Origin of the sequence: uncultured Tateyamaria sp., assembly GCF_947504105.1 — a bacterium.
Lineage (GTDB): Bacteria > Pseudomonadota > Alphaproteobacteria > Rhodobacterales > Rhodobacteraceae > Tateyamaria.
The window spans coordinates 1-23,655 of the sequence record NZ_CANNGP010000039.1; the positions used below are offsets into that span (position 1 = coordinate 1).

20 protein-coding genes and 1 pseudogene are annotated in these 23,655 nt (G+C 60.7%); 9 read left to right on the forward strand and 12 right to left on the reverse strand.

The window, feature by feature from the left end; translation table 11 throughout:
* The first annotated feature begins 360 nt into the window (after window positions 1–360).
* The 4 genes and pseudogenes from Q1A75_RS18725 (at window position 361) to Q1A75_RS18740 (ending at window position 4,331) form a co-directional block, all read left to right on the forward strand.
* On the forward strand, window positions 361–1,797 hold the full coding sequence (locus tag Q1A75_RS18725; RefSeq protein WP_299554647.1) for a tetratricopeptide repeat-containing sulfotransferase family protein: 1,437 nt from the start codon (window positions 361–363) through the stop codon (window positions 1,795–1,797).
* 207 nt (window positions 1,798–2,004) lie between these two features.
* A complete protein-coding gene (locus Q1A75_RS18730) occupies window positions 2,005–2,865 on the forward strand; it encodes a bifunctional helix-turn-helix domain-containing protein/methylated-DNA--[protein]-cysteine S-methyltransferase (RefSeq protein WP_299554650.1) in 861 nt (286 codons plus the stop codon).
* Between the two features lie 152 nt (window positions 2,866–3,017).
* Window positions 3,018–3,680: an OmpA family protein gene (locus Q1A75_RS18735; protein WP_299554653.1), complete on the forward strand. Its 663-nt coding sequence runs from the start codon at window positions 3,018–3,020 to the stop codon at window positions 3,678–3,680.
* A gap of 107 nt (window positions 3,681–3,787) precedes the next feature.
* Window positions 3,788–4,331 (forward strand): annotated as a pseudogene (locus tag Q1A75_RS18740) (NADPH-dependent FMN reductase).
* Here Q1A75_RS18740 and Q1A75_RS18745 read toward each other — a convergent pair.
* Complete coding sequence (locus Q1A75_RS18745; RefSeq protein ID WP_299554656.1) at window positions 4,328–4,732, reverse strand: VOC family protein; 405 nt, start codon at window positions 4,730–4,732, stop codon at window positions 4,328–4,330. The pseudogene Q1A75_RS18740 and the gene Q1A75_RS18745 overlap by 4 nt on opposite strands.
* A 29-nt stretch (window positions 4,733–4,761) precedes the next feature.
* Between Q1A75_RS18745 and Q1A75_RS18750 the strand changes: the two genes are divergently transcribed.
* Window positions 4,762–5,559 (forward strand): MaoC family dehydratase N-terminal domain-containing protein, encoded by a 798-nt coding sequence (locus tag Q1A75_RS18750; RefSeq protein ID WP_299554660.1) that lies wholly within the window; start codon window positions 4,762–4,764, stop codon window positions 5,557–5,559.
* Here Q1A75_RS18750 and Q1A75_RS18755 read toward each other — a convergent pair.
* A complete protein-coding gene (locus Q1A75_RS18755; protein WP_299554663.1) occupies window positions 5,556–6,593 on the reverse strand; it encodes an FAD-dependent oxidoreductase in 1,038 nt (345 codons plus the stop codon). The two genes, Q1A75_RS18750 and Q1A75_RS18755, sit on opposite strands and share 4 nt — an antisense overlap.
* A gap of 51 nt (window positions 6,594–6,644) precedes the next feature.
* On the opposite strand from Q1A75_RS18755, the gene mnmD reads away from it, so the two are divergent.
* Together mnmD and Q1A75_RS18765 are read left to right on the forward strand one after the other, a co-directional pair.
* On the forward strand, window positions 6,645–7,307 hold the full coding sequence (gene mnmD, locus Q1A75_RS18760) for a tRNA (5-methylaminomethyl-2-thiouridine)(34)-methyltransferase MnmD (protein ID WP_299554666.1): 663 nt from the start codon (window positions 6,645–6,647) through the stop codon (window positions 7,305–7,307).
* On the forward strand, window positions 7,304–8,173 hold the full coding sequence (locus Q1A75_RS18765; RefSeq protein ID WP_299554668.1) for a DMT family transporter: 870 nt from the start codon (window positions 7,304–7,306) through the stop codon (window positions 8,171–8,173). The genes mnmD and Q1A75_RS18765 overlap by 4 nt, the downstream gene beginning before the upstream one ends.
* Here Q1A75_RS18765 and Q1A75_RS18770 read toward each other — a convergent pair.
* Window positions 8,138–10,108, reverse strand: coding sequence for a lytic transglycosylase domain-containing protein (locus Q1A75_RS18770; protein ID WP_299554671.1), 1,971 nt, complete (start codon window positions 10,106–10,108; stop codon window positions 8,138–8,140). The two genes, Q1A75_RS18765 and Q1A75_RS18770, sit on opposite strands and share 36 nt — an antisense overlap.
* Before the next feature lie 137 nt (window positions 10,109–10,245).
* Here Q1A75_RS18770 and dapA point away from each other — a divergent pair, with 137 nt between their 5' ends.
* The gene (gene dapA, locus Q1A75_RS18775; RefSeq protein ID WP_299554673.1) at window positions 10,246–11,118 is read left to right on the forward strand and encodes a 4-hydroxy-tetrahydrodipicolinate synthase; all 873 of its coding nucleotides are present in this window, start codon (window positions 10,246–10,248) and stop codon (window positions 11,116–11,118) included.
* Between the two features lie 35 nt (window positions 11,119–11,153).
* Here the strand turns inward: dapA and Q1A75_RS18780 are convergent, their stop codons facing one another.
* The 9 genes from Q1A75_RS18780 to Q1A75_RS18820 form a co-directional block, all read right to left on the reverse strand.
* A complete protein-coding gene (locus Q1A75_RS18780) occupies window positions 11,154–12,029 on the reverse strand; it encodes a DmsC/YnfH family molybdoenzyme membrane anchor subunit (protein ID WP_299554676.1) in 876 nt (291 codons plus the stop codon).
* A complete protein-coding gene (locus Q1A75_RS18785; RefSeq protein ID WP_299554679.1) occupies window positions 12,029–12,787 on the reverse strand; it encodes a 4Fe-4S dicluster domain-containing protein in 759 nt (252 codons plus the stop codon). The genes Q1A75_RS18780 and Q1A75_RS18785 overlap by 1 nt, the downstream gene beginning before the upstream one ends.
* The gene (locus Q1A75_RS18790; RefSeq protein WP_299554682.1) at window positions 12,784–12,993 is read right to left on the reverse strand and encodes a hypothetical protein; all 210 of its coding nucleotides are present in this window, start codon (window positions 12,991–12,993) and stop codon (window positions 12,784–12,786) included. Before Q1A75_RS18790 ends, Q1A75_RS18785 begins: the two co-directional genes overlap by 4 nt.
* Window positions 12,990–15,806: a molybdopterin oxidoreductase family protein gene (locus Q1A75_RS18795; RefSeq protein WP_299592270.1), complete on the reverse strand. Its 2,817-nt coding sequence runs from the start codon at window positions 15,804–15,806 to the stop codon at window positions 12,990–12,992. The genes Q1A75_RS18790 and Q1A75_RS18795 overlap by 4 nt, the downstream gene beginning before the upstream one ends.
* Window positions 15,806–16,873 carry an acetate kinase gene (locus tag Q1A75_RS18800; RefSeq protein ID WP_299546693.1) on the reverse strand — a complete coding sequence of 356 codons (1,068 nt, stop codon included), beginning with the start codon at window positions 16,871–16,873 and terminating at the stop codon, window positions 15,806–15,808. Before Q1A75_RS18800 ends, Q1A75_RS18795 begins: the two co-directional genes overlap by 1 nt.
* A complete protein-coding gene (locus Q1A75_RS18805) occupies window positions 16,870–17,799 on the reverse strand; it encodes a phosphate acyltransferase (protein WP_299546691.1) in 930 nt (309 codons plus the stop codon). The genes Q1A75_RS18800 and Q1A75_RS18805 overlap by 4 nt, the downstream gene beginning before the upstream one ends.
* Before the next feature lie 66 nt (window positions 17,800–17,865).
* On the reverse strand, window positions 17,866–19,647 hold the full coding sequence (xsc, locus tag Q1A75_RS18810; protein WP_299546689.1) for a sulfoacetaldehyde acetyltransferase: 1,782 nt from the start codon (window positions 19,645–19,647) through the stop codon (window positions 17,866–17,868).
* A 117-nt stretch (window positions 19,648–19,764) separates the two neighbouring features.
* Window positions 19,765–21,222 (reverse strand): PLP-dependent aminotransferase family protein, encoded by a 1,458-nt coding sequence (locus tag Q1A75_RS18815; RefSeq protein ID WP_299546687.1) that lies wholly within the window; start codon window positions 21,220–21,222, stop codon window positions 19,765–19,767.
* 242 nt (window positions 21,223–21,464) lie between these two features.
* Window positions 21,465–22,334 (reverse strand): LysR family transcriptional regulator, encoded by an 870-nt coding sequence (locus Q1A75_RS18820; RefSeq protein WP_299546685.1) that lies wholly within the window; start codon window positions 22,332–22,334, stop codon window positions 21,465–21,467.
* Between the two features lie 95 nt (window positions 22,335–22,429).
* Between Q1A75_RS18820 and acdA the strand changes: the two genes are divergently transcribed.
* Window positions 22,430–23,647 (forward strand): 3-sulfinopropanoyl-CoA desulfinase, encoded by a 1,218-nt coding sequence (acdA, locus tag Q1A75_RS18825; protein WP_299546683.1) that lies wholly within the window; start codon window positions 22,430–22,432, stop codon window positions 23,645–23,647.
* Window positions 23,648–23,655 lie beyond the last annotated feature (8 nt).

Genomic DNA, 23,655 nt, shown 5'->3' on the forward strand with positions numbered 1-23,655 from the left:
ACCAATGCCCCCCAAAGTCGAGAGAACACTGGATCAATCATCGCAGATCGATGCAGAAGTCATAAGACAAGCCCAAAATGGCAAATGCTGTAGGACGAACGAATGGCGGCTTCTCGGTCAAGGGGTACCTGCCTGGATTCGAGCGCAGGCTAGAGTATCTACCGTGCGTCAAGCACTAGCTGGAATCAAATTCAACCTGAGTTCTGACTTCAGAATTCGGATTGGTGTCTCAGGTTCAAACCAGCACTCTCAGGCTTCTATCGCTTTTTGTTCTCGAATGTCGCGCATGGCAACAATTAGGTTTTTCTCAATATTGCTTCGATAGCCCGTTCTCATACAAATGTAGCGAGGATGTTTATGATGGTGCAAGCGCAGCGCTATGGAGCCAGTGGCACCACGTACTCCGACCATCGGCCTTTTGTCTCACAATACTTGTGTGACGGCGCGTACAAACCAGCCCTTGCACATCTTCTGAACATCTCGCGGACTCTGCCGCCCAGCCCAGAGATGATGGATGACATGGCGACGTGTTACTGGAATCTTGGGGATCATCAGACCGCGATCAGACTTACTGAATTTGTGGCAAAGGATATCGGAAACAACCCGCTTGCCTGGGGAAAGCTTGGAGCGATGGCGATTTCGGTTGGCGATCAGGCCCAAGCAGAAGCCGCGTTCGAGAATACCCTGAGGTTCAACCCAAGTGAGGTCAAAGCCCTTGCCAATCTGAACCGCATAAAAACCTTTGCCAGAAATAGCCACCGTGCGAACGTCTTACGCAAGATCACGAAATCCCGGAAGTTCACCACAGCTGACCGTGCAACTGCATTCAATGCCCTTGGGCGCATCGAAGACGAGGCGGAGAATACCAAAGCTGCGTTCTTCAACTGGAGAAAGGCCAAGGCCCTCAGCCCCGGAACCTACGATGCCAAAGCAGTGGATATCCACGTAGAGAGTCAGATCAAAACTTACCCCGTTTTTGATTCCACATATGCGTCGGATACCACCGGCGTAACACGCGTTGTATTTGTCGTGGGTATGCCGAGATCAGGCACGACACTTGTTGAAAGCATTCTGTCACGCCACCCCGATGTCGGCACTATTGGAGAGACGACTGCGCTAAAGGATTGCCTTGATCAGTATCGTCGTCATGTCGGACTGTCGGGCGCATGGGACTGGTACACAACACTGTCGGAAGACGATGCAAAGGCACTTGGCCAGCGATATCTTGACCGATGTTCCAAACTGGTTGTTTCGGGTCTGCCCCGCGTTCTGGTGGACAAGACGCCGTTGAATATCTTCGAGCTGGGGTTTGCCAAACGCGTGTTGCCGGACGCCAGTTTCGTGTTCATGTCGCGTCACCCTCTGGATGTCGGGCTATCGAACTTTTCGACTAACTTTTTCGACGCACATCCATTTTCAAAATCCCTTGATGCAATCGGCAAGATGACGCGGGCAGTGTTCAGTTCTGCAGAGGATTACCGGATGAAATTGGGAGACGCGTTTCGCTGGCAGTCCTACGAGGCACTTGTTTCTTCACCGGAGCCACAAATTAAAGCCCTGCTTGACCACCTTGATCTGGAATGGAGTCCAACCCGTCTTGAGCCGGAAAAACGGGAAGGCGTGGTGCGAACGGCCTCTGTCACGCAGGTGAGGGCGAAGATCAATACGGGTGCAATTGCGAAATGGCAGCGTTTCGAAAGCGAAATCTCGCCGCTTGTGGATGCGCTCGGCGGATGGGAATGGATCAGAAAATGGACCGCTACAGATAAGACTTTCGCGGTCGACCAACAACAATAGAAGGCCCATCAATGACAGGGACCGAGGTTATAAAACCTGCCCGAGGCGACGACGCTGACAGAATTGCTTCTTTCGCAAGACGGGGGTCTGACAAGCTGACATTGGCACAGTTGCAACGAAAGTGAACTGTGTCCCGCATAGTCGACATACGTGTCTTCCCGCAGGAATCGGGTCGATTGCCGCGCGTGCATCCTCTAGGTTCCCAGCATGGAACAGACACAGCACAATGACGCCGAAAGCGGCTACCACTTCAATGTCATGCGCCGTGCCATCGATCTGATCGACGGGGCGGATGAACCAATGAGCCTTGATTCTTTGGCAGGCGAGATGGGCATGAGTCCGGCGCATTTTCAACGCGTTTTCTCGCGTTGGGTCGGCGTGTCGCCCAAGCGGTTTCAGCAATATCTGGCGTTGGGCCATGCCAAGGCGCTGCTGAACGAGCGTTTTACCACTCTTGAAACGGCCCATGCCACGGGTCTGAGCGGATCGGGTCGTCTGCATGACCTGTTCCTTCGCTGGGAGGCCATGAGCCCCGGAGACTATGCCAAGGGTGGTGAGGGACTGACCATATTCTGGGGGTGGTTTGACAGCCCCTTTGGTCTGGCTCTTGTCATGGGCACTGACAAGGGGATTTGTGGCCTGGGTTTCGCCGCCGAGATGGGCGAGGACTTGGCGATGCAGGACCTTTTGCGCCGTTGGCCCAAGGCTGTGTTTGTCGAAGATCCGACGCGCCTGCGCCCTTGGGTGTTGGCCGCCTTTGGTGCGGAGGATGCAGAGTTGAAGGAAGCACCGCTATACCTGATCGGTGCCCCGTTCCAGATCAAGGTGTGGGAGGCGCTGCTGCAGATCCCGTCCGGGCATGTGACCACCTATTCCGAGATCGCGGAAAGCATCGGCAATCCGCGCGCGGTGCGCGCCGTGGGGACGGCAGTGGGTCGTAACCCGGTCAGCTGGCTGATCCCGTGCCACCGGGCGTTGCGCAAATCCGGCGGGCTTGGGGGCTATCATTGGGGTTTGCCCGTCAAGCGGGCCTTGCTGGCCTATGAATCTGCCCGCGTTGAGGCCTGATTTTCCGGTAACCCGTTGATCACAATGATGGGCAGGATGCTGCTTATCATATTTTCCCCCTATTTATGGGGGCCGTACGCACCTATCTTGCATTCCCATAAAGGGTCATGCCCGAACATGGCCCCGTCTTGGAAGGCAGTAGGACCATAGATATGCTTAAATTCCCCACCGTCATCGCCATGGGCGCCGTTGTTGCGCTGAGCGCGTGTACTGATCCCGGCTCCTTGGGCACCGTTGGACCAAGCGGCGAGCCGATCAACCAGAAACGCAACACGGGTGCTGCCATCGGGGCCGCGTCGGGTGCTGTAATCGGAGCCGTAACAGGCAACCGCAACACAGCCCTTGCCGGGGCTGTCGTCGGCGGCCTTGTCGGTGGGGCCATCGGTTATGACCTTGACCAGCAAGAGGCCGAGCTGCGGCGCGAACTGGCCAGCGGTGTGACCATCACCAACACGGGCGACCGTCTGATCGTATCTTTCCCCGAAGCGATCCTGTTTGCCGTCAACAGCTTTACCGTGCGTCCGGGTCTGAATTCGGACATGGCGGCGCTGGCGCGCAGCCTTGAGCGCTATCCGGCGTCGACCGTGCAGGTCGTCGGCCACACCGACAGCGACGGTGATGCCGCGTTCAACCAGCAGCTTTCCGAGCGCCGCGCCAATGCGGTTGCCGATGTGTTGCTGAACCAGGGCGTGCCGTTCAACCGCGTTCAAACCTTTGGCCGTGGCGAAAGCCAGCCCATCGCGACGAACCTGAGCCCCGAAGGCAAGCAGCAGAACCGTCGGGTCGAGATCGTGATCCTGCCCAACCGGCAGTAATCACCAGCGACAATTCAGTATCAGAGGCCCCGGAGATGTTCCGGGGCCTCTTGCGTTATGGGGTGATCGCGCCATGTTACCGGCGATAACGATACAAGGGACAGATCATGACGACGCCAACACTCCTCGGCATTTCGGGGTCGCTGCGCAAGGCATCCACCAACACCAAGCTGGTGCGCGAAGCCGCCCGATTGTTTGGCGATTGCACCTATGTCGAGGCCGATCTGCACATGCCTTTGTATGATGGTGATGTGGAAGCGTCCGAAGGGGTGCCCGAGGCGGCCCAGCTGATCGCCCGTCAGATCGCAGAGGCTGATGCGGTTGTGATCTCCACCCCGGAATACAACAAGGCCCCCCCCCGGTGTGTTGAAGAACGCGCTGGATTGGGTCAGCCGGGTCGAGGGGCGTCCGTGGGCAGACAAACCCGTCGCCGTGATATCCGCGGCTGCCGGACGGGCCGGGGGTGAGCGTGCGCAGATGGTGTTGCGCGGCTATATGGTGCCGTTCCGTCCGCGCATCCTGCAGGGGCCGGAGATTCATCTGGCCGCTTGTTCGAGCCAGTTTGACGATGACGGCCAGTTGACGGGCGAGATCTATGTCCGCGAGTTGACCCAGCTGATGCAATCCCTGCGCGCTGAGATCGGACGCTAGTCCGCCCGAGCGGCGATTTCGATCAGGTTGCCGTCAGGGTCGCGGACATACAGCGATTGCATGGGCCATTGTGCCCCGGTGCGCGCGACAGGTCCCAGCTCGATCGCTGTGCCTGTCGCTTCCAAATGCGCCTGCCAATCCCTGAGTGATGTTTCGGTCAGGAAGCACAGGTCGGCTGTGCCCGCATCGGCTTTGCGCGCCTTGGGTTCGAACTCTGCCCCCAACTGGTGCAGATTGATCTTGTGCGCGCCAAAGAACAGCGCGTGGCGCGGGCGTTCGCCGGGGGTTTCGAGCACGCGATGCGCCATGCCGAGGACCTTGGTGTAGAATGCGATTGTGGCATCCATGTCTGCCGCGGTGATGACAAGATGATCGAGGCTGTAGAGAGTGGGTTGTTCCATTTTCCGGCTCCGTCGCGCAGGGTGCACCCATGCAGAGTGCCAACGATGATCCGCTTCGTCAAAGCGATGTGATGGACCCCGCCCGCGCCCGCGCCATGCAGGTGGCTTTGGGGCGTGTGCCGGACCTTGCGGCTGGTGCGCCAATGCCGCCGTTCTTTCACCAGCTCTATTTCTGGTCCCCCGAGCCGCCCGAAACGCTGGGCCGGGATGGGCATCCGAAGGTGGGTGGGATCATCCCCGACATGGGATTGCCCCGCCGCATGTGGGCCGGGGGGCGGTTGCAGTTCCATGCGCCGCTGTTGCTTGGCGTGAGGGCGGAGAAGGTGACGTCGTGCGAAAGTGCAACGCGCAAGGAGGGGCGGACCGGGCCGTTGGCCTTTGTCACATTGCGGCATGAGATTTGGCAGGACGGGGCGCTGTGTGTGACCGAGTGGCAGGACCTTGTCTATCGTCACGACCCCGATCTGAACGCGCCGCGTCCGGTGCCGCCCGTTGGGGCAACGGATGAGGATGTCGCGCAGCCTCACAGCTTTGATGCCACGCTGCTGTTTCGCTATTCGGCGCTGACCTTCAATGGTCACCGCATCCACTATGACCAACCCTATGCGCGCGATGTTGAGGGGTATGACGGGTTGGGTGTGCATGGCCCGCTGTTGGCGCAGCATCTGATGCTGTTGGCGGAGGCGGGGTTGGGGCCGCTTAAGCAGTTTCGGTTTCGGGCGACATCGCCCCTAATGCATCACGAGGTGGGGACGTTTTGCCGGAAGGGTCGAAAGTTGTGGGTGCGCGGCCCGGACGGGCGGCAATGCATGGAGGCGGTGGCCTAGAGCGAGGCCGCGACCTCGAACCCTTGCGGGATGGTATCGCGTCCGTCGAGGATGAGGTCGGCCATGGTCTGGGCGATCTTTGGGGCCATGCCAAAACCGATCTTGAACCCTCCGTTCGCAATGTAGTGCCCCGGCCTGTCCGGCCATGGTCCCAGCATTGGCGCGCGGCTGCGGCTGCGGGGGCGCAGGCCGGCCCATCGGGCCAGCACTTGTGCATCCTGTAGCGCCGGGATGGCGGCGCGGGCGCGGGTCAGGATGTCGTCCAATTGCGTGTCCGTGTCGGTGGGGCTGTCGTAGTCTCGTTCCGTTGTCGATCCGATGGCCGTCGTTCCGTCGGCATGCGGGATGATGTGCAGTGTGTCGGCGAAGAGTTGGGGAGCGTCTGGTGCGGCGAAGTCCAGAAGGGCGGCTTGTCCCTTGATCCCGGCGCCCACCATGCGGGTGTGGCTTGTGTTCAGCTCTTCGAGGCCTGCGACGCCGGTGGCGTGGATAGTGGTGTCGGTCTCGGGCGCTTTGCTTTGGATGTTGACGCCTTGGGTCTTCAGTGCGGCGGCGAGGGCCGCGCACGCTTGACGGGGGTGGATGCGGGCGCTGAGGGTGTCGAAAATTTCCATGCCCGTCGGGCTATGCGCCGCCCAGTTGGGGTTTGCGATGGGCCGGACGGTCCAGGTGGCGGCGTCACCCCAGAGGGTTTTGGCCGTTTCGCTGCGTTGTCGGGCGAGCTTCAGCGCCGCGTCGTCGGCGATGGGTTGGCAGCGACCTGTGTGGGCATAGCCGGGGGACTGACCGCTTGCGGCCTCGACCTCGGCCCAGAAGGTTTCTGCCATCAGCAGGCTTTCCAGTTGGAACTGTTTTTTGGCGTTCCAGTTTTCCGGCACATGCGGGGCGAGTGCGCCCACGATCCCGCCTGACGCACCCGCGCCGAGCCCGTTCGGATCGACCACCTGCACCCGCGCGCCACGCTGGGTGAGGACCCACGCGATGGACAGGCCAAAGATGCCCGCGCCGCGGACGGTGATGTCTGCCGTTGCCATTCCAGATGCCTTTCGCCAAGGTCGCCGCGACACCTTCTACAGGGGCAGATGATGCAGGACCAGCGGGCAGAGCTTGAGTGGCGCGACGGCGCAGTGCCGGTGTCCACGCGCTTTGACGATCCGTATTTCTCCCTCGACAACGGGCTGGCCGAGACGCGGCATGTGTTTCTGGACGGCAATGACCTGCCCGCGCGGTTCCGGGATGGGTTTCATGTGGCCGAATTGGGGTTTGGCACGGGGCTGAACTTTTTGACCGCGTGGGCCGCATGGCGCGCTGCTGGCGTTGAGGGGCGCTTGCATTTCACCAGTTTTGAGGCGTTTCCGATGGAAGTGGACGCCATGGAGAAAGCGTTGGCCGTGTTTCCAGAGGTTGCGGGGTTGGCGGCGCAGCTTGTGGCCGCAGGTGGTGGGTCCGCTGATTTTGAGGATGCGACGTTGACCGTGATCGAAGGGGATGCGCGCGAGACGCTGCCGAAGTGGGACGGTAAGGCTGATGCGTGGTTTCTGGACGGGTTTTCGCCCGCCAAGAACCCCGAGCTGTGGGGCGCGGACCTCATGGCTGACGTGGCGCGCCATACTGTCCCCGCGGGGACAGCCGCAACCTATACGGCCGCGGGCTTCGTACGGCGTGGGTTGGAGGAGGCGGGATTTACCGTCACCCGAACACCGGGCTTTGGCCGCAAGCGGCATATGACACGGGGCGTTTTCGGGTGAGCCAAGGCAACAACACGCGGTTGGGCATTGCGCTGATGATCGCAGTGTCGGTGGTGTTTGCGAGCCAGGATGGTATCTCTCGCCACTTGGCCGGGGAGTACAACGTCTTCATGGTGGTGATGATCCGGTATTGGTTCTTTGCTGCCTTTGTCATCACCATTGCTGCGCGCAAGGCGGGCGGTGTGCGGGCGGCGGCGCAAACGCGGCAGCCCGTGGTGCAGGGGCTGCGTGGGCTGTTGTTGGCCGCTGAGATTTGCGTGATGGTCACGGCCTTTACCGTGTTGGGGCTGGTGGAAAGCCATGCCGTCTTTGCCGCTTATCCGCTGCTGGTTGCTGCCCTGTCTGGGCCGATATTGGGCGAGCATGTGGGTTGGCGGCGCTGGGCTGCGATTGGCGTTGGTTTCGTGGGAGTTTTGTTCATCCTGAAACCCGGCCTGGGTGTCTTTGATCCGGCGGCGGTGATCCCGCTGGCCTCGGCCATCATGTTTGCCATCTATGGATTGCTGACCCGCTATGTCGCGCGGGATGACAGCACGGCGACCAGCTTTTTCTGGACCGGGACCACGGGGGCCGTTGCGATGACCTGTGTGGGTGTCTGGTTTTGGGAGCCGATGACCGGCCCGGATTGGGGCTGGATGGGCGCGTTGTGTTTGACGGGCGCCTTGGGCCACTGGCTGCTGATCCGCACCTACGAGGTGGCGGAGGCGGGTGCCGTGCAACCCTTTGCCTATTTCCAGATGGTCTTTGCCGCGCTGGTGGGCATCAGCATCTTTGGCGAGGTGCTGGAGATCAACGTTATCATGGGGGCTGCCATCATCGTGGCAGCGGGCCTATTCACCCTTTGGCGCGAACGACAGCAGGGTTGAGCCCACGAGTTCCTCGCTGAACGGGATCGGCAGAGGGTCCTTGCCCAGCCGTGCCCGGTAGATGGGCAGGCTTTCGGTGACGCGCATGACGTAGTTGCGGGTCTCGCGGAAGGGAATGTGTTCGATCCAGTCGATGACGTCGAAATCGTCCCGCTCAGCGCGCGGATTGCCATAGCGCAGCATCCACTGGTTGGGGCGCGAGGGACCCGCGTTGTAGGCGGCAGACATCAGGACAACGTTGCCATCGAAGCGCCGTGCCAGTTGGCTGAGATATGTGGCCCCCAGCTTTGCGTTATAGGCGGGGTCGGAGATCATGCGGCCTGTTGTGTGATCGTCAGAGAGTCCAAGGCTGGCCGCAACCTCGCGCCCTGTGCCGGGCATGACCTGCATCAGCCCGCGCGCGCCGACGCTGGATTGCACAACCGGGTCGAATTCGGATTCGCGGCGGGCGATGGCGAGCGACATTTCGGGGGCCATGGGCAGGTCGGCCTCGGCCAATGGGTGCAGCGGGTAGTAGGGCGCGTGGATCGTGATGCCCCGCTGTGCGACGCGTTTGCCGATCATCACCCCGAGATGTGGCTGATCCGCGTCGACGGCGGCTTGGCCGAGCTGACCGGCTTCCGCTCGGTCGAGGCTTTCGGCGAGGTGGGTCCAGAACCGTTCAGCCAGTGAGAGTTCTCCGGAGGCTTGCAGCAGGAGGCCGGCTTCGAACAGGTCGCGGGTGGCGAGGGGGCTGTCCTGCCAAGGTTCAAATTGCTCGGAACCGTCAAGGCCGGGCTCAATGGGGAGGCCGCCCTTTTCGGCGGCGAGGAGGCCATAAAAGGAGGTCTGGTATTGCGCCCCCTCGGCATAGGCGGCTTGGGCTTCTTCGGTATTGCCCATCGCTTCGTGCGCGCGGCCGATCCAGTAACCTGCGCGTCCGCGCGAGATGGGGGAGCGGGTGGCGTTGCGGTGGTTCTGGAAGTGGCCGAGTGCGACCTCGGGGTCTTTGAGCAAACGCAGGGCGATGTAGCCTGACAGCCATTCCAGATCGGCATAGGCGGACCCTTCGGTCAGGAAGTGCCGGGTGGCGAGTTGGTAGGCAAGGGCGGCGTCCCCATCCCGCATCTCGTCCCGTGCAAGGGCGCGGCGGCGGTTGGACCATTCGTCGGGTCGACCGAGGGTGTCGACGGAGCGGGAGCGGTCCATTAGCAGCGCCTTGGCGTCGTCCCAGCGCCCTTTGCGCAGCCGCCATTCAAAGCGGGCGTGGGCGAGGCCGGGATCGTCCTGCAAGGTGTCTGGCACGGCTTCGATCAAGGCGTCAACATTGTCTGCCAGTGCACGTAGGCCGATGCGGGCCTGGGCGAGGGCGCTTTGGCCCTTGTCCACGAGGTCGAACATGCGGCGGGCGCTGGTGAAGTCGCCGGACCAGAGCAGCGAGTCGAGGCGCGCAGCGTTGTGCGGTTTCAGAAGATCGGAGTGTGCGGCGAGGTAGCGCGCTTGCGTGGCGCTCTCCATGGGCATCGTGCGCCACGCCAGCACGAGGTTCGCCTCTGCCTCGCCCGCCCGCTCCGCACGGATCAGGGCAGTGCCGTGGGCAAGGACGCCCTCGGGTGTTTGTGGGCCGACATTTTCGAAGAAGGACAGGATGTCAGCGTCGGATTGGTCGGCCACGACCTCTTCTGATCGTTCGCGCAGCAGCGCCTCGCCCGGCCAGTCGGGGCGTCGCTGAAGGAAGGCGACGACGTCGGCATAGGTTCCACGCGCGGCGCGCAGGCGTTGCCATTCGATGACATCAGCGGCTACCTCTCCGTCGCGTGCGGCCAGCGCTGCCGCACTGTCCCAGTTGCCGGAACGCAGCGCTTCCATCGCCCAGCCAAGCGGGCGGGGGCGTTCCGCCAAAGCCGCCACAGACAGTGCAAAAAACAGGGTCAGGGCAAGGGCAATCCGGGTCATGACTTGCAATTCCTGTCGTCGCATGGCTAGAGCCTAGAGGATATGTGTTGGCCGTGATGTTTCAACTCACGTTTCCGGACATATGCGAAAATCATCCCAGGCCCTCTGCCTGCCAAACGTAAAAAAGGAGCGTGAGAATGTTTAAAGGTTCTATGCCTGCCCTCGTCACGCCGTTTCGTAACGGCGCTTTGGATCTGGAAACCCTCAAGAAGCTGGTCGAATGGCATATCGGTGAAGGATCGCACGGGTTGGTGCCTGTGGGGACCACGGGCGAAAGCCCCACGCTGAGCCATGAGGAGCACGAGACGGTGATTGAAACCGTTGTGACGGCTGCTGCGGGTCGGGTGCCGGTGATTGCCGGGGCCGGGTCGAACAACACGGTGGAAGCCATCCGTTTTGTCGAGCATGCCGCGCGCGTTGGTGCCGATGCTGCTTTGGTCGTGACGCCCTATTACAACAAGCCCACGCAGCGTGGTTTGATTGCGCACTATACGGCGCTGCATGATTGCGCCGATATCCCGATCTTTATCTACAACATTCCGGGCCGGTCGGTGATCGACATGACGCCCGAGACGATGGGCGAGTTGGCTAAACTGCCCCGCATTGTCGGCGTCAAAGATGCCACCGGTGATATGGCCCGTGTGTGCGACACACGCATCACCTGTGGCACTGATTTCATCCAGATGTGTGCTGAAGATGCGGTGGCGCATGGATTCAACGCCGTGGGCGGTGTAGGCTGCATTTCCGTGACCGCCAATGTGGCGCCGAAGCTGTTGAGCCAGATGCAGGAAGCGTGCCTTGCAGGCGACTATGTGACCGCGCTGGACTTACAGACCAAGCTGATGCCGCTGCATAAGGCGATCTTTACCGAGCCGGGTCTAGTCGGTGCGAAGTATGCGATGTCGCGTCTGGGCTTGTGTTCGGACGAAGTGCGTTTGCCGCTGACCGGTTTAGCAGATGAGACCAAGGCCATGGTCGACGCGGCCCTGGTGCGCGCTGGGCTTCTCTGAAAGTGAAAAGGCGGGCTTTATGGCCCGCCTTGTTTTTATCGTTTGCCGTAGTAGAGGCCGACCACATGTTCGGCCTCTGCAAAGAACAGCCAGCGTGAGGCAAGCGCGCCTGCCACGTGGCTGATCACTGCAAGAAGCGCGAGGCCATGCGAGAATGGCGCGGCCGCCAGCAGCAGGACCGGCAGAACCACCATCAGCACGAATGAGATGATCCGCAGTTTCATGCTGTGCTTGCGCCCCACGACAAATGCAAATTCGCGCAGCAGATAGTTCGTGCCGGTGTGTGGCGGTTCAAACGCACGCACGCTTCCCCGATTGCCAAGGCCGGTGGCCGTTGCGAGCGTGGTGCCGGAGTTTTTCAGTGCGCCATCGCCTTGCACCCAAAGCACCACCTGAATGACGCCCGAGATGGCGATCAGCGCCATGGCCCATCTGACTTGACCGGCGAGCAACGCCCCACCGGCCATTGAAAAGCTGAGAAACATGGCCGGTGTCAGCGGGGAGTTCCAGCGTGGGATACTCTTGAGCTGGGTGTAGATCATGGAGGTGGTGAACACGGTCAGCAGTGAGAAGATCGCGCCGATCAGGCCCAGCAGGCCCCAGCGTTGACCAAAGAACACAAGGCCCATGCCGTAAAGCGCCATGACGATCAGTGCAATGACAGCGCAGACGCCTTCGCGGCTGAGCCATGAGCTGCGCCATTGCGTGAACGCTTTCATCGCCCGTTCGGGGCGCCCGAGGTGGAAGGTGGACGAAATCAGCCCGCCCACCGCGCACAGGTAGGCGATGACAAAGAAGGCGAAGGCCATCCAGCCCGTGACCGCGGGGTAGCCGAGGCCGAGGAAGGTCAGAAGGCCGAAGCCAATGCCGGAAAAGACCGTGAAGAAGATGACTGAGGGGGCTGGATGCATCAGAGTTTCTCCAACGTCTTGTCGAGCCAGCCAAGGAAGCCCTTGGCTTCCTGTGCGACGGGTTCGAGGTAGGGGGCAAGGATGTCGATGTCGCCCGCGCCTTCGGACAACGTGTCCTTGGGACGTGGCGGCAGGTATTGATTCACGGGCTTGGTGCCTTGTTCCGGCATCAGGTCCATGCCGCCGCGTTCGGCGGTGAGTTTGGACACGTTGCTGTCTGGGTCGGCGAAGTCACCGAAGTGGCGTGCGCCTGCGGGACATGTGCGCACGCAAGCCGGTTCGCGGTCTTCCTCGGGCAGGTTTTCGTTATAGATGCGGTCAACACAGAGGGTGCATTTTTTCATCACCTTTTCGACCGCGTCCATTTCGCGTGCGCCGTACGGGCAGGCCCATGCGCAGAGACCGCACCCGATGCAGTCGCTTTCGTTGACCAGAACGATCCCATCCTCGACCCGTTTGTAGCTGGCCCCCGTGGGGCAGACCGTGACGCAAGGTGCGTCGTCGCAATGCAGGCAGGATTTGGGAAAGTGGATTAGTTGCGCTTCGCCCTGTTCGGGCTGCACTTCGTAGCTGTGGACACGGTTCAGGAATGTGCCGGACGGATCACTGCCATACGCATCGGTATCCGAAAGAGGTGCGCCGTAGTTTTCGGTGTTCCAGCCTTTGCACGAGATCACGCAAGCGTGGCAGCCGACACAGGTATCGAGGTCGATGACAAGACCGAGTTTGCGGTCTGTGGATTTGGGAAGGGTGGTCATGCGGTTGTCCTCGTTGAGAGGGCAGGACTGGGGCTCTGCCCCAGACCCCGGAGTTTATTTGGCAAGATGAAGGGAGCAGCGTTGCCATTGGCGCCAATTGGTTCCGCCTTGGAGGCGTCCCAGTTGGTGATGAAGTAGATGAATGTGCCGACGGCAATCGTGACGAAGGCCGCGATGGCAAGGAGGGTGCGCTGGATCGGTGTCATTTGCCCACCTTCCATGTGAGTTGCTTTGGCCCTTTGCCCACGGGCGATTTGATGGGCTCCATTGCGGGCTGGGATTCGGTGGGAGCTTCGGCTTTTTCGATGCGCACCTTGAGGTCGAACCACGCCGCTTGCCCCGTGATCGGGTCGGAGTTGGCCCATCTCAGTCCGTCACCCTTGGGCGGCAGCAGCTCGTGCATCAGGTGGTTCAGAAGGAAGCCCTTGGTCGCTTCGGGTGCGTTTTCGTCGAGCGCCCAGGCCCCTTTGCGCTTGCCGATCGCATTCCACGTCCAGATCGTGTTTTCGTTGAGCGCGGCCATTTCGAGGACTGGAACGGTGATTTCGCCGTGGGGCGAGGTCACCTTGGCCCAATCGCCGTCACTGAGGTCGTTGTCACGCATCAGCTTGGTTGGCAGGTAGAGCGGGTTGTGACCGTGGAGTTGCCGGAGCCACGCATTTTGCGACCCCCACGAGTGGTACATTGCCATGGGGCGCTGTGTGAGCGCTGTGATGGGGAAGTCGTCCACCTTGTTTTCCGGCGCGGGGTCGTACCAGATTGGAAGCGGGTCCATTGTCGCTTTGATCCGTTCGCGCAGGTGGTCGGGGGGCTGGCGGTCGCCGTGTCCTTCGGCCGCCAGTTGGAAGCGCCGCATCGGTTCTACATAGAGCGAGAACAGGTAGGGTTGTGGGCTGTCGTAGAGTCCGAGGTTCACCGCCCAATCCTGATAGTCGGCGTTCCATGGTTTGTAGTAGTTCGCGCCGTCCGGGATGTGTTCGACAAAGAAACCGCCGTTTTCGATGTATTTGTCGAGCTGGTCCGGGTTCACATCGCCGCGGCCGGCCTGATCGCCGTCCCCGCGGAACCCCGCGAGCGGGCCAATGCCCGGCTTGCGCTGGTGGTTGACGATGTAGTCGGCATAGTCGGCATATTTCTGGCTACCGTCTTCGTTGGTGAAGCCGGGCAGGCCGAGCTTGCCGCCGAGTTCGCATAGTACAGACTGGAAGCCGCGTACGTCGCGGTCGGGTTCAATCACCGGCCAGCGGATAGCATCGGCGGCGGCATCGGCCTCACAGATCGGGCGGTCGAGCAGGGAGATGCAGTCGTGACGTTCGAGGTAGGTCGTGTCTGGCAGGATCAGGTCGGCATAGGCCACCATTTCTGAGCTATACGCATCCGAATATATGATGCGTGGGATGACATATTCGCCGTCCTCGTCCTTGTCCGTCAGCATGTCCATCACGCCACGAGTGTTCATGGAGGAGTTCCACGACATGTTCGCCATATACATGAACAGCGTGTCGATCTTGTAAGGATCGCCTGCGTGTGCATTCGAGATCACCATATGCATCAGGCCATGGGCGCTCATCGGGTTTTCCCAAGTGAAGGCTTTGTCGATGCGGGCGGGTGTGCCGTCTTCTTTCAGCGCCAGATCGTCGGGGCCTTGCACGAAGCCGAGGTGAGGGCCGTCGAGCGGGCAGTCAGGTTGCACGCCGCAATGGGGTTTGGGGTGCGCTGTGGCGGGTTTGGGGTAGGGCGGTTTGAAGCGGAAGCCTCCGGGGACCTCAACACTGCCCAAAAGGATTTGCAGCACATGTAGCGCGCGGCAGGTCTGGAACCCGTTGGCGTGGGCAGAGATGCCGCGCATGGAGTGGAAGGACACGGGACGACCTTGCATCGTTTTATGCGTCTCGCCACGGAAGTCGGTCCATTCCTGTTCCAGCTCAAACGCTTCGTCAAAGGCGACGCGGGCAATCTCGGCGGCCAGGGTCCGGATGCGTTTGGCAGAGATGCCGACGCGGTCGGCCACAGCTTCGGGGGCGTATTCATCCGACAGGTAGCGTTCGGCCATGTGCTGCATGACGGTGCGGTGTGATATGCCTGCGTGGCGATGCGTGGCAGTGAGGTCGGGTTTCACGCCCTTCTGATCGAACGGGGTTAGCTTGCCGGTGGCGCGGTCCATCACCAGTTCTTTGCCATCATCGTCGCGCAGCAGGAGGCCGAATTCCGGGGACTTTTCGTCACCGTTCACAAGGCAGGGCGCGTTGGTGAATTGGGCAAGATAGTTCACGTCGATCTTGCCCGCTTTCATCAGGCAATGGACCATCGACAGAATGAACAGACCGTCGGTGCCGGGTGTGATGCCGACCCAATCATCGGCCACGGCGTTGTAGCCGGTGCGGATCGGGTTCACGCCGATGACACGGGCGCCGCGGCCCTTGATCTTGCCAATCCCCATCTTGATCGGGTTGCTGTCGTGGTCTTCGGCGACGCCGAACAGCATGAACAGCTTGGTGTGGTCCCAGTCGGGCTGGCCGAATTCCCAGAATGCGCCGCCCATCGTGTAGATGCCCGCGGCGGCCATGTTGACCGAGCAGAAACCACCATGTGCGGCGTAGTTAGGCGTGCCAAAGTTCTGGGCGAAGAAGCTCGTGAAGCTTTGGCTTTGGTCACGGCCGGTGAAAAAGGCGAGTTTCGACGGGTCATCCCTACGGATGGGGGCCAGCCAATCGGTTGCGATTTGCAGGGCTTCATCCCATTCGATTTCTTGGAATTCACCGGAGCCGCGTTCACCCACACGCTTTAGTGGCTTGCGCAGGCGCGACGGGGCGTTGACCTGCATGATGCCTGCGGAGCCCTTGGCGCAGAGCACACCCTGGTTCACCGGGTGATCGCGGTTGCCTTCGATATAGGCAACTTTACCATCCTTGAGGTGCACGTTGATCCCGCAGCGGCAAGCGCACATGTAACAGGTGGTCTTGCGGACTTCGTCCGAGACTTTTGGGGACAGGTTGATATCCGGTTGGTCTTTGGGCATCAGGTGTCTCCTTGTATGAGGGCGCGGGCGCCAGTTGCGATTTGGCGTTCTTCGTCGGCTTTGACCACATGTACCGGGACATCGCCGAAAAGCCGCAAGTGTTCCATGATACGGGTTCGAATGGGCTCTGCATTCTCGCCGATGCCACCCGTGAAAGCGACTGCGTCAAGACCGCCCATCGCGACGATGGCAGAACCTGCGTGCCGTGCGGCCCAGTAGCAGAAGTGTTCAACGGCGAGGCGTGCCGCGTCGGTGTCGGCGGCCAACAGCAGGCGCATGTCGTTGCTGCCGCCAAGCCCCTTGAGCCCGCTTTCATGATTGAGCATGTGTGCCGCTGCGCCAGGCCCATAGATCTCGGCCAGCCGCAGGACGGCCATGCCGTCAATGGCGCCCGAGCGGGTGCACATGGTCAGACCGTCCAGAGGGGAGTAACCCATGGATGTTGCGACCGACGTGCCCTTGTGAATAGCACAGAGGGAGGCGCCGGAGCCAAGATGGAAAGCGAGCAGCCGCTCGGGCAGCGCGTCGCCGAATTGCGTGACAATCCAGGCGTAGCTGAGGCCGTGGAACCCGTAGCGGCGGATGCCCATGGAGCGGGGTTCCTTGGGCAGGGCATAGGTGGTCGCAACCTCGGGCTGGTTTGCGTGGAACGCGGTGCCGAAGCTGGCGTATTGGGGCAAGGCGGGTGCGAGGGTTTGCAGGGCGCGGATGCCCGCAAGGTTCTTTGGGTTGTGCAAGGGCGCGAGCGGCGTTGCCGCTTCGATCCCGGCGATCACGGTGACATCGATGGCGCAGGGATCAACCAAGGAGGTGCCGCCATGCACCACGCGGTGGGCTGCCGCCGTCAAATGGTCCGGCGTGATCCCCTGTCTGGTGAGGCTGTCGAGGATCGTCGTCAGTGCCGCGTCATGATCGGGTGCGTTGACGTTCTGGTCTTCGTCCCCAAGTGTCAGGTGGGCCAATGCGCCGCCAATGCCGCTGACCTGTCCTGCCATCACTTCTGTCAGGTCGGGCTGGAACAGCGCGACCTTGATGGAGGAGGAGCCTGCATTGACGACAAGGATCATGCGGCGGCCATGATAGCCCCGAGGGCCACGGAAGACAGGCGGGCCGCAGGTGGGTCCGCGCGCGAGGTCAAAAGGATTGGCACCTTTGCGCCCATGACGATGCCGCCTGCGCAACCACCGGCAAGGTAGACGAAGGATTTGAACAGCCCGTTGCCCGATACGATGTCGGGCACGATGATTGCGTCGGCTTTGCCAGCAACCGGATCGTCGGTCATCTTCTTGGTCGCCACGGATTTGGGGGACATTATCAGGTCAAAGGCCAGTGGGCCGGAGAAATCGGCATCCGCGATATTCGCGCGCGCCCAATCGCGCAGCGCGCGCCCCTCCATGGAGGACGGTACGCTTTCGATGGCGGATTCTGTGGCAGACAGGAACGCGACCTTGGGTCGGGCATTGCCCAGCTTGTGGAGCAGCTTGACCACTTCGGCCGTCGCGTCCTGACGCGTTGCAATGTCTGGGGTCACGTTGACGGCAGCATCGGAGATGGTGATCGACCCGGTGCCGTCGGCTGTAGTGATGTGGAAGATGTGGACAAAGCGGCGGCCTGTGCGAAGCCCCGCATCGCGGGACACGGCGGCGCGCATGAATGCGTCGGTATGTAGCTGGCCCTTCATCAACACATCAGCGCGGCCTTCGCCACAGGCCAGTGCGGCAGCAGCACCAGAGGCTGCTTCACCCTCGGCTTCGATCAGCTCGAAACCCGAGATGTTCCAATTCAGCTTTTCAGCCTCGGCCTCGATCATGTGACGCTCACCCGTGAAGACGGGGATCATCATGTTGGCTTCGGTGGCTTCCTTGGCTGCCAGCATTGGCAGGGGCGCACCAGCGCGGGCAATGGCCACGCGGGGGCTGGCCGCCTTTTGCGCCATTTCGATGATGTGCGCAGGTGCAATTGCTGTGGCGTCAGACAGGAAGGATTGGGGCACGAAACCACCTTTCAAAAATGAAAAAGAGGGGACGGGCGCGTGCCCATCCCCTCGGGTCTTAGCAGACTAGGCCACAGTTTGCGGAACCATATCGTCTTTGGAGATGCCAGCCACTTTGACGGGCTTCTTCATCGCGTCGCGGCGGAACGGGTCGCCCAGTTCCTGGTTGATCATGGCTTCGATCAGCGTGGTGATGCCGTTTTCCATTTGATCCTTGATCGCCTGGTTGAGGGCGGCTGTCAGCTCTTCTTGCGTGCGTGCCACAACGCCCTTCAGGCCACACGCGTTCGCGATACCGGCATAAGACACTTGCTCGTCCAACTCGGTGCCGACGAAGTTGTCGTCGAACCAAAGCGTCGAGTTCCGCTTTTCCGCACCCCACTGGTAGTTGCGGAAAACGATCTGCGTGATGGCAGGCCATTCGCCACGGCCGATCGCTGTCAGTTCGTTCACCGCGATGCCAAAGGCGCCGTCACCGGCAAAGCCGACAACCGGCACGTCGGGCTGGCCGATTTTCGCGCCCACGATGGCGGGAAGGCCGTAACCACAAGGACCAAACAGGCCGGGTGCCAGGTACTTCCGGCCTTCTTCGAAGGACGGATAGGCGTTGCCGATGGCGCAGTTGTTGCCGATGTCGGAGGAGATGATGGCTTCGACCGGTAGAGCGGCCTGGATCGCACGCCACGCCATGCGAGGTGCCATCCAGTCAGGTTTTGCTGCACGTGCACGCTCGTTCCAGTTGGTGCCGGGATCGTCCTGCTCTTCGGTCATCGACGTCAGTTCTTGGGCCCATGCCGATTTTGTCTGAGCGATCTTGTCCTTGCGTGCGTCACGGCCTGCGTCGCCTGCATCATCCGCCAGCTGCGACAGGATACCATTGGCCACTTTGGCCGCGTCACCCACGATGCCCACGGTGACTTTCTTGGTCAGGCCGATGCGATCGGGGTTGATGTCGACCTGGATGATTTTCGCATCCGTGGGCCAGTAGTCGATGCCATAGCCTGGCAAGGTCGAGAACGGGTTGAGGCGCGTGCCAAGGCACAGAACAACATCCGCTTCCGAGATCAGCTGCATACCGGCCTTGGAGCCGTTGTAGCCCAGCGGGCCAGCAAACAGCGGGTGGTTGCCGGGGAACGCGTCGTTGTGCTGGTAGCCCACGCAGACGGGTGCTGTCAGACGCTCGGCCAGTTCTTGCGAGGCTGCGAGACCACCCTTGGACAGGACAACGCCAGCGCCGTTCAGGATGACGGGGTTCTTCGCCGCGGACAGGATGGCCGCCGCTTCGGCAACCGAGTTTTGACCGCCGGGGGACGCTTCGAATTCGATGGGGTCAGGAATTTCGATGTCCACGACTTGGGTCCAGAAGTCACGCGGGATATTGATCTGGGCCGGGCCAGACAGACGCTTGGCCTGGCTGATCACGCGGGTCAGAACTTCGGCGACACGGGTCGGATCACGGACTTCTTCCTGATAGGAAACCATATCTTCGAACAGTTTCATCTGCTCGACTTCCTGGAAACCGCCTTGACCGATTGTCTTGTTTGCGGCTTGCGGCGTCACCAGCAGCAGCGGAGTGTGGTTCCAGTAAGCGGTTTTCACAGCCGTTACGAAGTTGGTGATGCCGGGACCGTTTTGGGCGATCATCATCGACATCTTGCCCGTCGCGCGGGTATAGCCGTCAGACATCATGCCGGCAGATCCTTCGTGGGCGCAGTCCCAGAATTTGATACCCGCATCGGGGAAGATGTCGGAAATGGGCATCATGGCCGAGCCGATAATGCCAAAGGCGTGCTCAATCCCGTGGCGCTGCAGGCACTTCACGAATGCTTCTTCGGTGGTCATCTTCATGGGGCAGTCTCCAATAGAGGGCGGGGGCGTCGAATCGCCCCGGAATTGTTGGATGTGACGTTACTGGTGTGGCGGGTTTGGGGTTAGGGCCAGTTGTAATCTCCAAATAAGTCCAGGCTAGTGTGGTAGTGCTTGTGCGATCAGTCCAATTCCATCGCGGATCCGATCCACGTGAATAGAAGAGTAGCCCAAGCGGTAAAAACCTGTAGGCTGGTCATCCCCGGAAAAGAATGCGTGCCCCGGTTCGATCAGCACGCCGGTCTCTTGCAGGCTTTTGGCCAACTCGCGTGTATCAACGTCATTTGGGGCGCGCATCCAGTAGGAGGAGCCGCCGAAGGCGCCTTGACCTGCGATTTCGAGCCCATGGGTTTCGATGCCGGCTTGCATCGCGTCACGGCGGGCGTGCAGGGCCGCGCCCATCTTGCGGATTTGCGCATCGTAGTGGCCCATCGACAGGAAGTAGGCGGCGGTGCGCTGGATGTGCCCTGGGGGGTGGCGCAGGACCGATGTGCGCAACGCGCGCGCCTCGCGTACAAAGGGTTCCGAGCCAACAAGATAGCCCAGCCGCAGTCCCGGAAACAGCGACTTGGAGAAGCTGCCAACGTAGATGACGCGCCCGTCTACATCCATGGATTTGAGGGCGGGCGACGGTGGTTCGAGGAAGGACATCTCGAACTCGTAGTCATCTTCGACAATCAGGGCATCCAGTTCGCGTGCGCGGTCCAGCAGTGCCTGCCTGCGTGCTACGGGCATCGTTGAGGTTGTCGGGCATTGATGGCTGGGCGTGGAAAAGATGACGTCCGTGTCTGGTGGGATGCCGTCCGGTGGCAATCCATCCCGGTCCACCCGCACCGGTGCGAGGTGGCAGCGTGACTGGTTCAGGATCTCGCGCAGGGCTGGATAGCAGGGATCCTCGAATGCGGCTGTGCGGCGTTGGGTCAGAAGGATTTGAGCTGCCAGCCATAGCGCATTCTGTGCGCCGAGTGTGATGAGGATCTGGTCGGCATTGGCCGAGATGCCGCGGCGCGGCAGCGTGTTGCGCTGGATGAATTCAATGAGTTGGGGATCGTCCTGGTCGAAGTAGTCGGATGTGAGCGCGGCGAAGTCACGTTGCCCCAGTGCCTGCAACGCGCACTGGCGCCAGTTGGCGTGGTCAAAGAGCTGCGGATCTGTCTGTCCATAGATGAACGGGTATTTGAAACGTGCCCAGTCCTGTGGCTTGCTGAGGGTCAGGCCGCCTGAAAAGCGTTGCCCGATGGCGCGGGTCCAGTCAACGGCGTCGCCTGATGCGGGCTGCGGCTGGTAGCTGGGCGGGACTGGTGCGTTGGCCGACACATAATAGCCGGAGCGGCCGCGTGCGGTTAGGTAATCGGAGGCGACGAGTTCTGTATAGGCCAGCGTCACCGTGATCCGACTGATGCCCAGATGGGCCGCCAGTTTGCGGGTTGAGGGCAGCTTTTCCCCAGGTCCAAAGCGCCCGGACAGGATGCCGTGGGCAATCATCTGCTGCACCTGACTTTGAAGGGTACCTTGATGGCCGGGTTGCAAGAAGAAGGTTTCGACTGGGAGTGCCATGTTGAGATACTATTCTGGACTTAATTGGAAATCAATCTGGCATTATCTTTGCGCGAAAAGGAAATCTTGGTATTCTGTAGGAAGGGATAATTTATCTATTTTTGAGATGTTTCGTATCATTAATGAGTTACATATGCAAGCCGTATCGCATGGTCGGCGATCTGTCGTGCGTGTCCTGCAAGCCCGGTGATGCACGTACAGGGCAAGGTAATACCAACCGCCTGGTGGGCGACTTTGCGTACTTACGAGTGCTGTCCAACCAGCAAGGAGGCCAAGGCAGCTTCGCGCGGGGCCAATGCGCCTTCCCGCAATGTTGCCAGAACAAGCGTTCGGCGCAACGGACGGGGCAGAAGCACCTTCTGGACGGGCCCGGTTCGATAGCGATCAACATCAGGTTCGGGAAGCAACGTGAAGCCAATGCCGCTGGTGACGCATTCCATGATCGCTTCGAGATTATCCAACACGACTGTTTTGGCTGTATCTCGTCGTTTATGCTTGGCCATTTCGTATGCGATAAGTTTGCCGATTCCCGTGTTTGGCATGAAGTGGAAGAACGTCTGATCCGCAAGGAGGCCGCTCATTCCATCCGTCATGAGTTTTTGATGAGCCGCAAATACGAACGGTTCCTTGCCGATCACAGTTGCTGACAGTGCGCCGGGCAGGCCATCTGCATCCGTCACGACCGCCGCATCGAGTTGACCGGTGAGAACCTTGTTTTGCAGTGTGCTGGACAGCCCTGTTTCAAATTCAAACATCGCATGTGGCGCGCTTTGCTTTGCGCTTTCCAGAAAGGGGGGCAGCAACCGCACGGCTGCTGTTGTAATGAAGCCAAGTCTGAAATGTCCAACCAAAGCGTCGCTGGGTCGACAGAGTTCGACCAGGCTGTCCTCGCGCTGCAGCAGCGCTTTGGCCTCGTGAACGATCGAACGCCCGATGGGCGTTAGGCGCGGGGGGCGCACAGATCGGTCAAAGAGATTGACGTCCAACTCACCTTCCAGCGACTTTATCTGCATGGAGAGTGCCGAAAGCGTCATGTTCAGTTGGTCCGCTGCCGTGGCAAATGAACCGACGGCCGAAATCTTGACCAGACTTCTGAGTGCGCGTGTTTGCATAAGTTCAGAGTTCCTGAATTTGGTATTCAATTTTACTCGATTGTTCTGAATTTTAGCAAGCGTACCCTAGGCGCAAGAGCTGAGGGACCATTGCTATGACACAGCCGCTTGTTGAGGTTGCAAAGGAACTGGCGCCGGGTTTCGAACGGTGTGCAGGCCATTGGGACACGACCCGCAGCTATTGCTGGCAGAATGTGAAGGAATTGGCCGACGCCGGGATCATGGGTATGTCCATCCCTCCGGAGTTGGGCGGCGGCGGCGCTGATTTCCTTGAGGTGGCCATGGTTGTCGAAGAGATTGCCAAAGCTTGCACATTGACGGCGCGGGTCGTCGTTGAGGCGAATATGGGCGGTATTAGCGCCGTCATGGCGTACGGCACGGATGCGCAGAAAGCCTTTTGTGCACAGCATGTGCTGGCTGGGGACAAGCCGGCGATTTGTATCACCGAGCCCGAGGCGGGCAGTGCAGCCACGGAAATGCGCACGACAGCCCGCAAGAACGGAAACGGATATATCCTGAACGGTGCAAAGCACTGGATCACGGGTGGTGGCGTTTCAAAGCTCCACCTGGTTTTTGCCCGCGTGTTGGACGAGGCCGGGAATGACCTGGGCATTGGTGGATTTATCGTTTTCGTTGATCCCGCAGCGGGCGCCGTGCCGGATGGCTTTCATGTCATGGGCCGCGAGCGTACGATGGGTCTGTGCGGGATGCCCGAAGCCGAGCTGCGCTTCGAGGATGTCGAGGTAGACGAGAAGTGGCTTCTTGTGCCGCCGTCCGGGTTACGCCGTGGTTTTGCCGATCTGATGAACGCATACAATTCACAGCGTGTCGGGGCCGGTACGATTGCACTGGGCGTCGCAGCCGGAGCGCTGAACCATGCGAAGCGGTACCTGCTTGACCGCGAGCAGTTTGGCCGCCCATTGGCTGAGTTCCAAGGATTACAGTGGATGTTGGCAGATATGGACACGCAGGTACATGCGGCGCGCTTGATGCTGCACGATGCGGCGCGATCCCGTGGTCCGGATGGCAGCCTTTTCCCGGACATGACTGCGGCGGCGCGGGCCAAGCTGTTTGCGTCGGAAATGGCGATCAAGGTCGTCAACGATGCCTTGCAGGTCTTTGGCGCGCGCGGTTACAGTGACCGCGAACCGTTGGAACGCATGTATCGCGATGTACGTATGTTCACCATCGGCGGCGGCACAGCGCAGATCCTGCGCACGCAAATTGCCGGGAACGTGTTAGGCATCAAAACACCCCAAACGCGCGACGGATACATTCAGTCGCCGAGCGTGCCCCGTTTCGTTGCCGAATAGCGTAAGCA

Coding starts and splice junctions, on each gene's coding strand:
- Q1A75_RS18725 (WP_299554647.1), top strand. CDS start 361: ATGGTGCAAGCGCAGCGCTATGGAGCCAGTGGCACCACGTACTCCGAC.
- Q1A75_RS18730 (WP_299554650.1), top strand. CDS start 2,005: ATGGAACAGACACAGCACAATGACGCCGAAAGCGGCTACCACTTCAAT.
- Q1A75_RS18735 (WP_299554653.1), top strand. CDS start 3,018: ATGCTTAAATTCCCCACCGTCATCGCCATGGGCGCCGTTGTTGCGCTG.
- Q1A75_RS18745 (WP_299554656.1), bottom strand. CDS start 4,732: ATGGAACAACCCACTCTCTACAGCCTCGATCATCTTGTCATCACCGCG.
- Q1A75_RS18750 (WP_299554660.1), top strand. CDS start 4,762: ATGCAGAGTGCCAACGATGATCCGCTTCGTCAAAGCGATGTGATGGAC.
- Q1A75_RS18755 (WP_299554663.1), bottom strand. CDS start 6,593: ATGGCAACGGCAGACATCACCGTCCGCGGCGCGGGCATCTTTGGCCTG.
- mnmD (WP_299554666.1), top strand. CDS start 6,645: ATGCAGGACCAGCGGGCAGAGCTTGAGTGGCGCGACGGCGCAGTGCCG.
- Q1A75_RS18770 (WP_299554671.1), bottom strand. CDS start 10,108: ATGACCCGGATTGCCCTTGCCCTGACCCTGTTTTTTGCACTGTCTGTG.
- dapA (WP_299554673.1), top strand. CDS start 10,246: ATGTTTAAAGGTTCTATGCCTGCCCTCGTCACGCCGTTTCGTAACGGC.
- Q1A75_RS18780 (WP_299554676.1), bottom strand. CDS start 12,029: ATGCATCCAGCCCCCTCAGTCATCTTCTTCACGGTCTTTTCCGGCATT.
- Q1A75_RS18785 (WP_299554679.1), bottom strand. CDS start 12,787: ATGACCACCCTTCCCAAATCCACAGACCGCAAACTCGGTCTTGTCATC.
- Q1A75_RS18790 (WP_299554682.1), bottom strand. CDS start 12,993: ATGACACCGATCCAGCGCACCCTCCTTGCCATCGCGGCCTTCGTCACG.
- Q1A75_RS18795 (WP_299592270.1), bottom strand. CDS start 15,806: ATGCCCAAAGACCAACCGGATATCAACCTGTCCCCAAAAGTCTCGGAC.
- Q1A75_RS18800 (WP_299546693.1), bottom strand. CDS start 16,873: ATGATCCTTGTCGTCAATGCAGGCTCCTCCTCCATCAAGGTCGCGCTG.
- xsc (WP_299546689.1), bottom strand. CDS start 19,647: ATGAAGATGACCACCGAAGAAGCATTCGTGAAGTGCCTGCAGCGCCAC.
- Q1A75_RS18815 (WP_299546687.1), bottom strand. CDS start 21,222: ATGGCACTCCCAGTCGAAACCTTCTTCTTGCAACCCGGCCATCAAGGT.
- Q1A75_RS18820 (WP_299546685.1), bottom strand. CDS start 22,334: ATGCAAACACGCGCACTCAGAAGTCTGGTCAAGATTTCGGCCGTCGGT.
- acdA (WP_299546683.1), top strand. CDS start 22,430: ATGACACAGCCGCTTGTTGAGGTTGCAAAGGAACTGGCGCCGGGTTTC.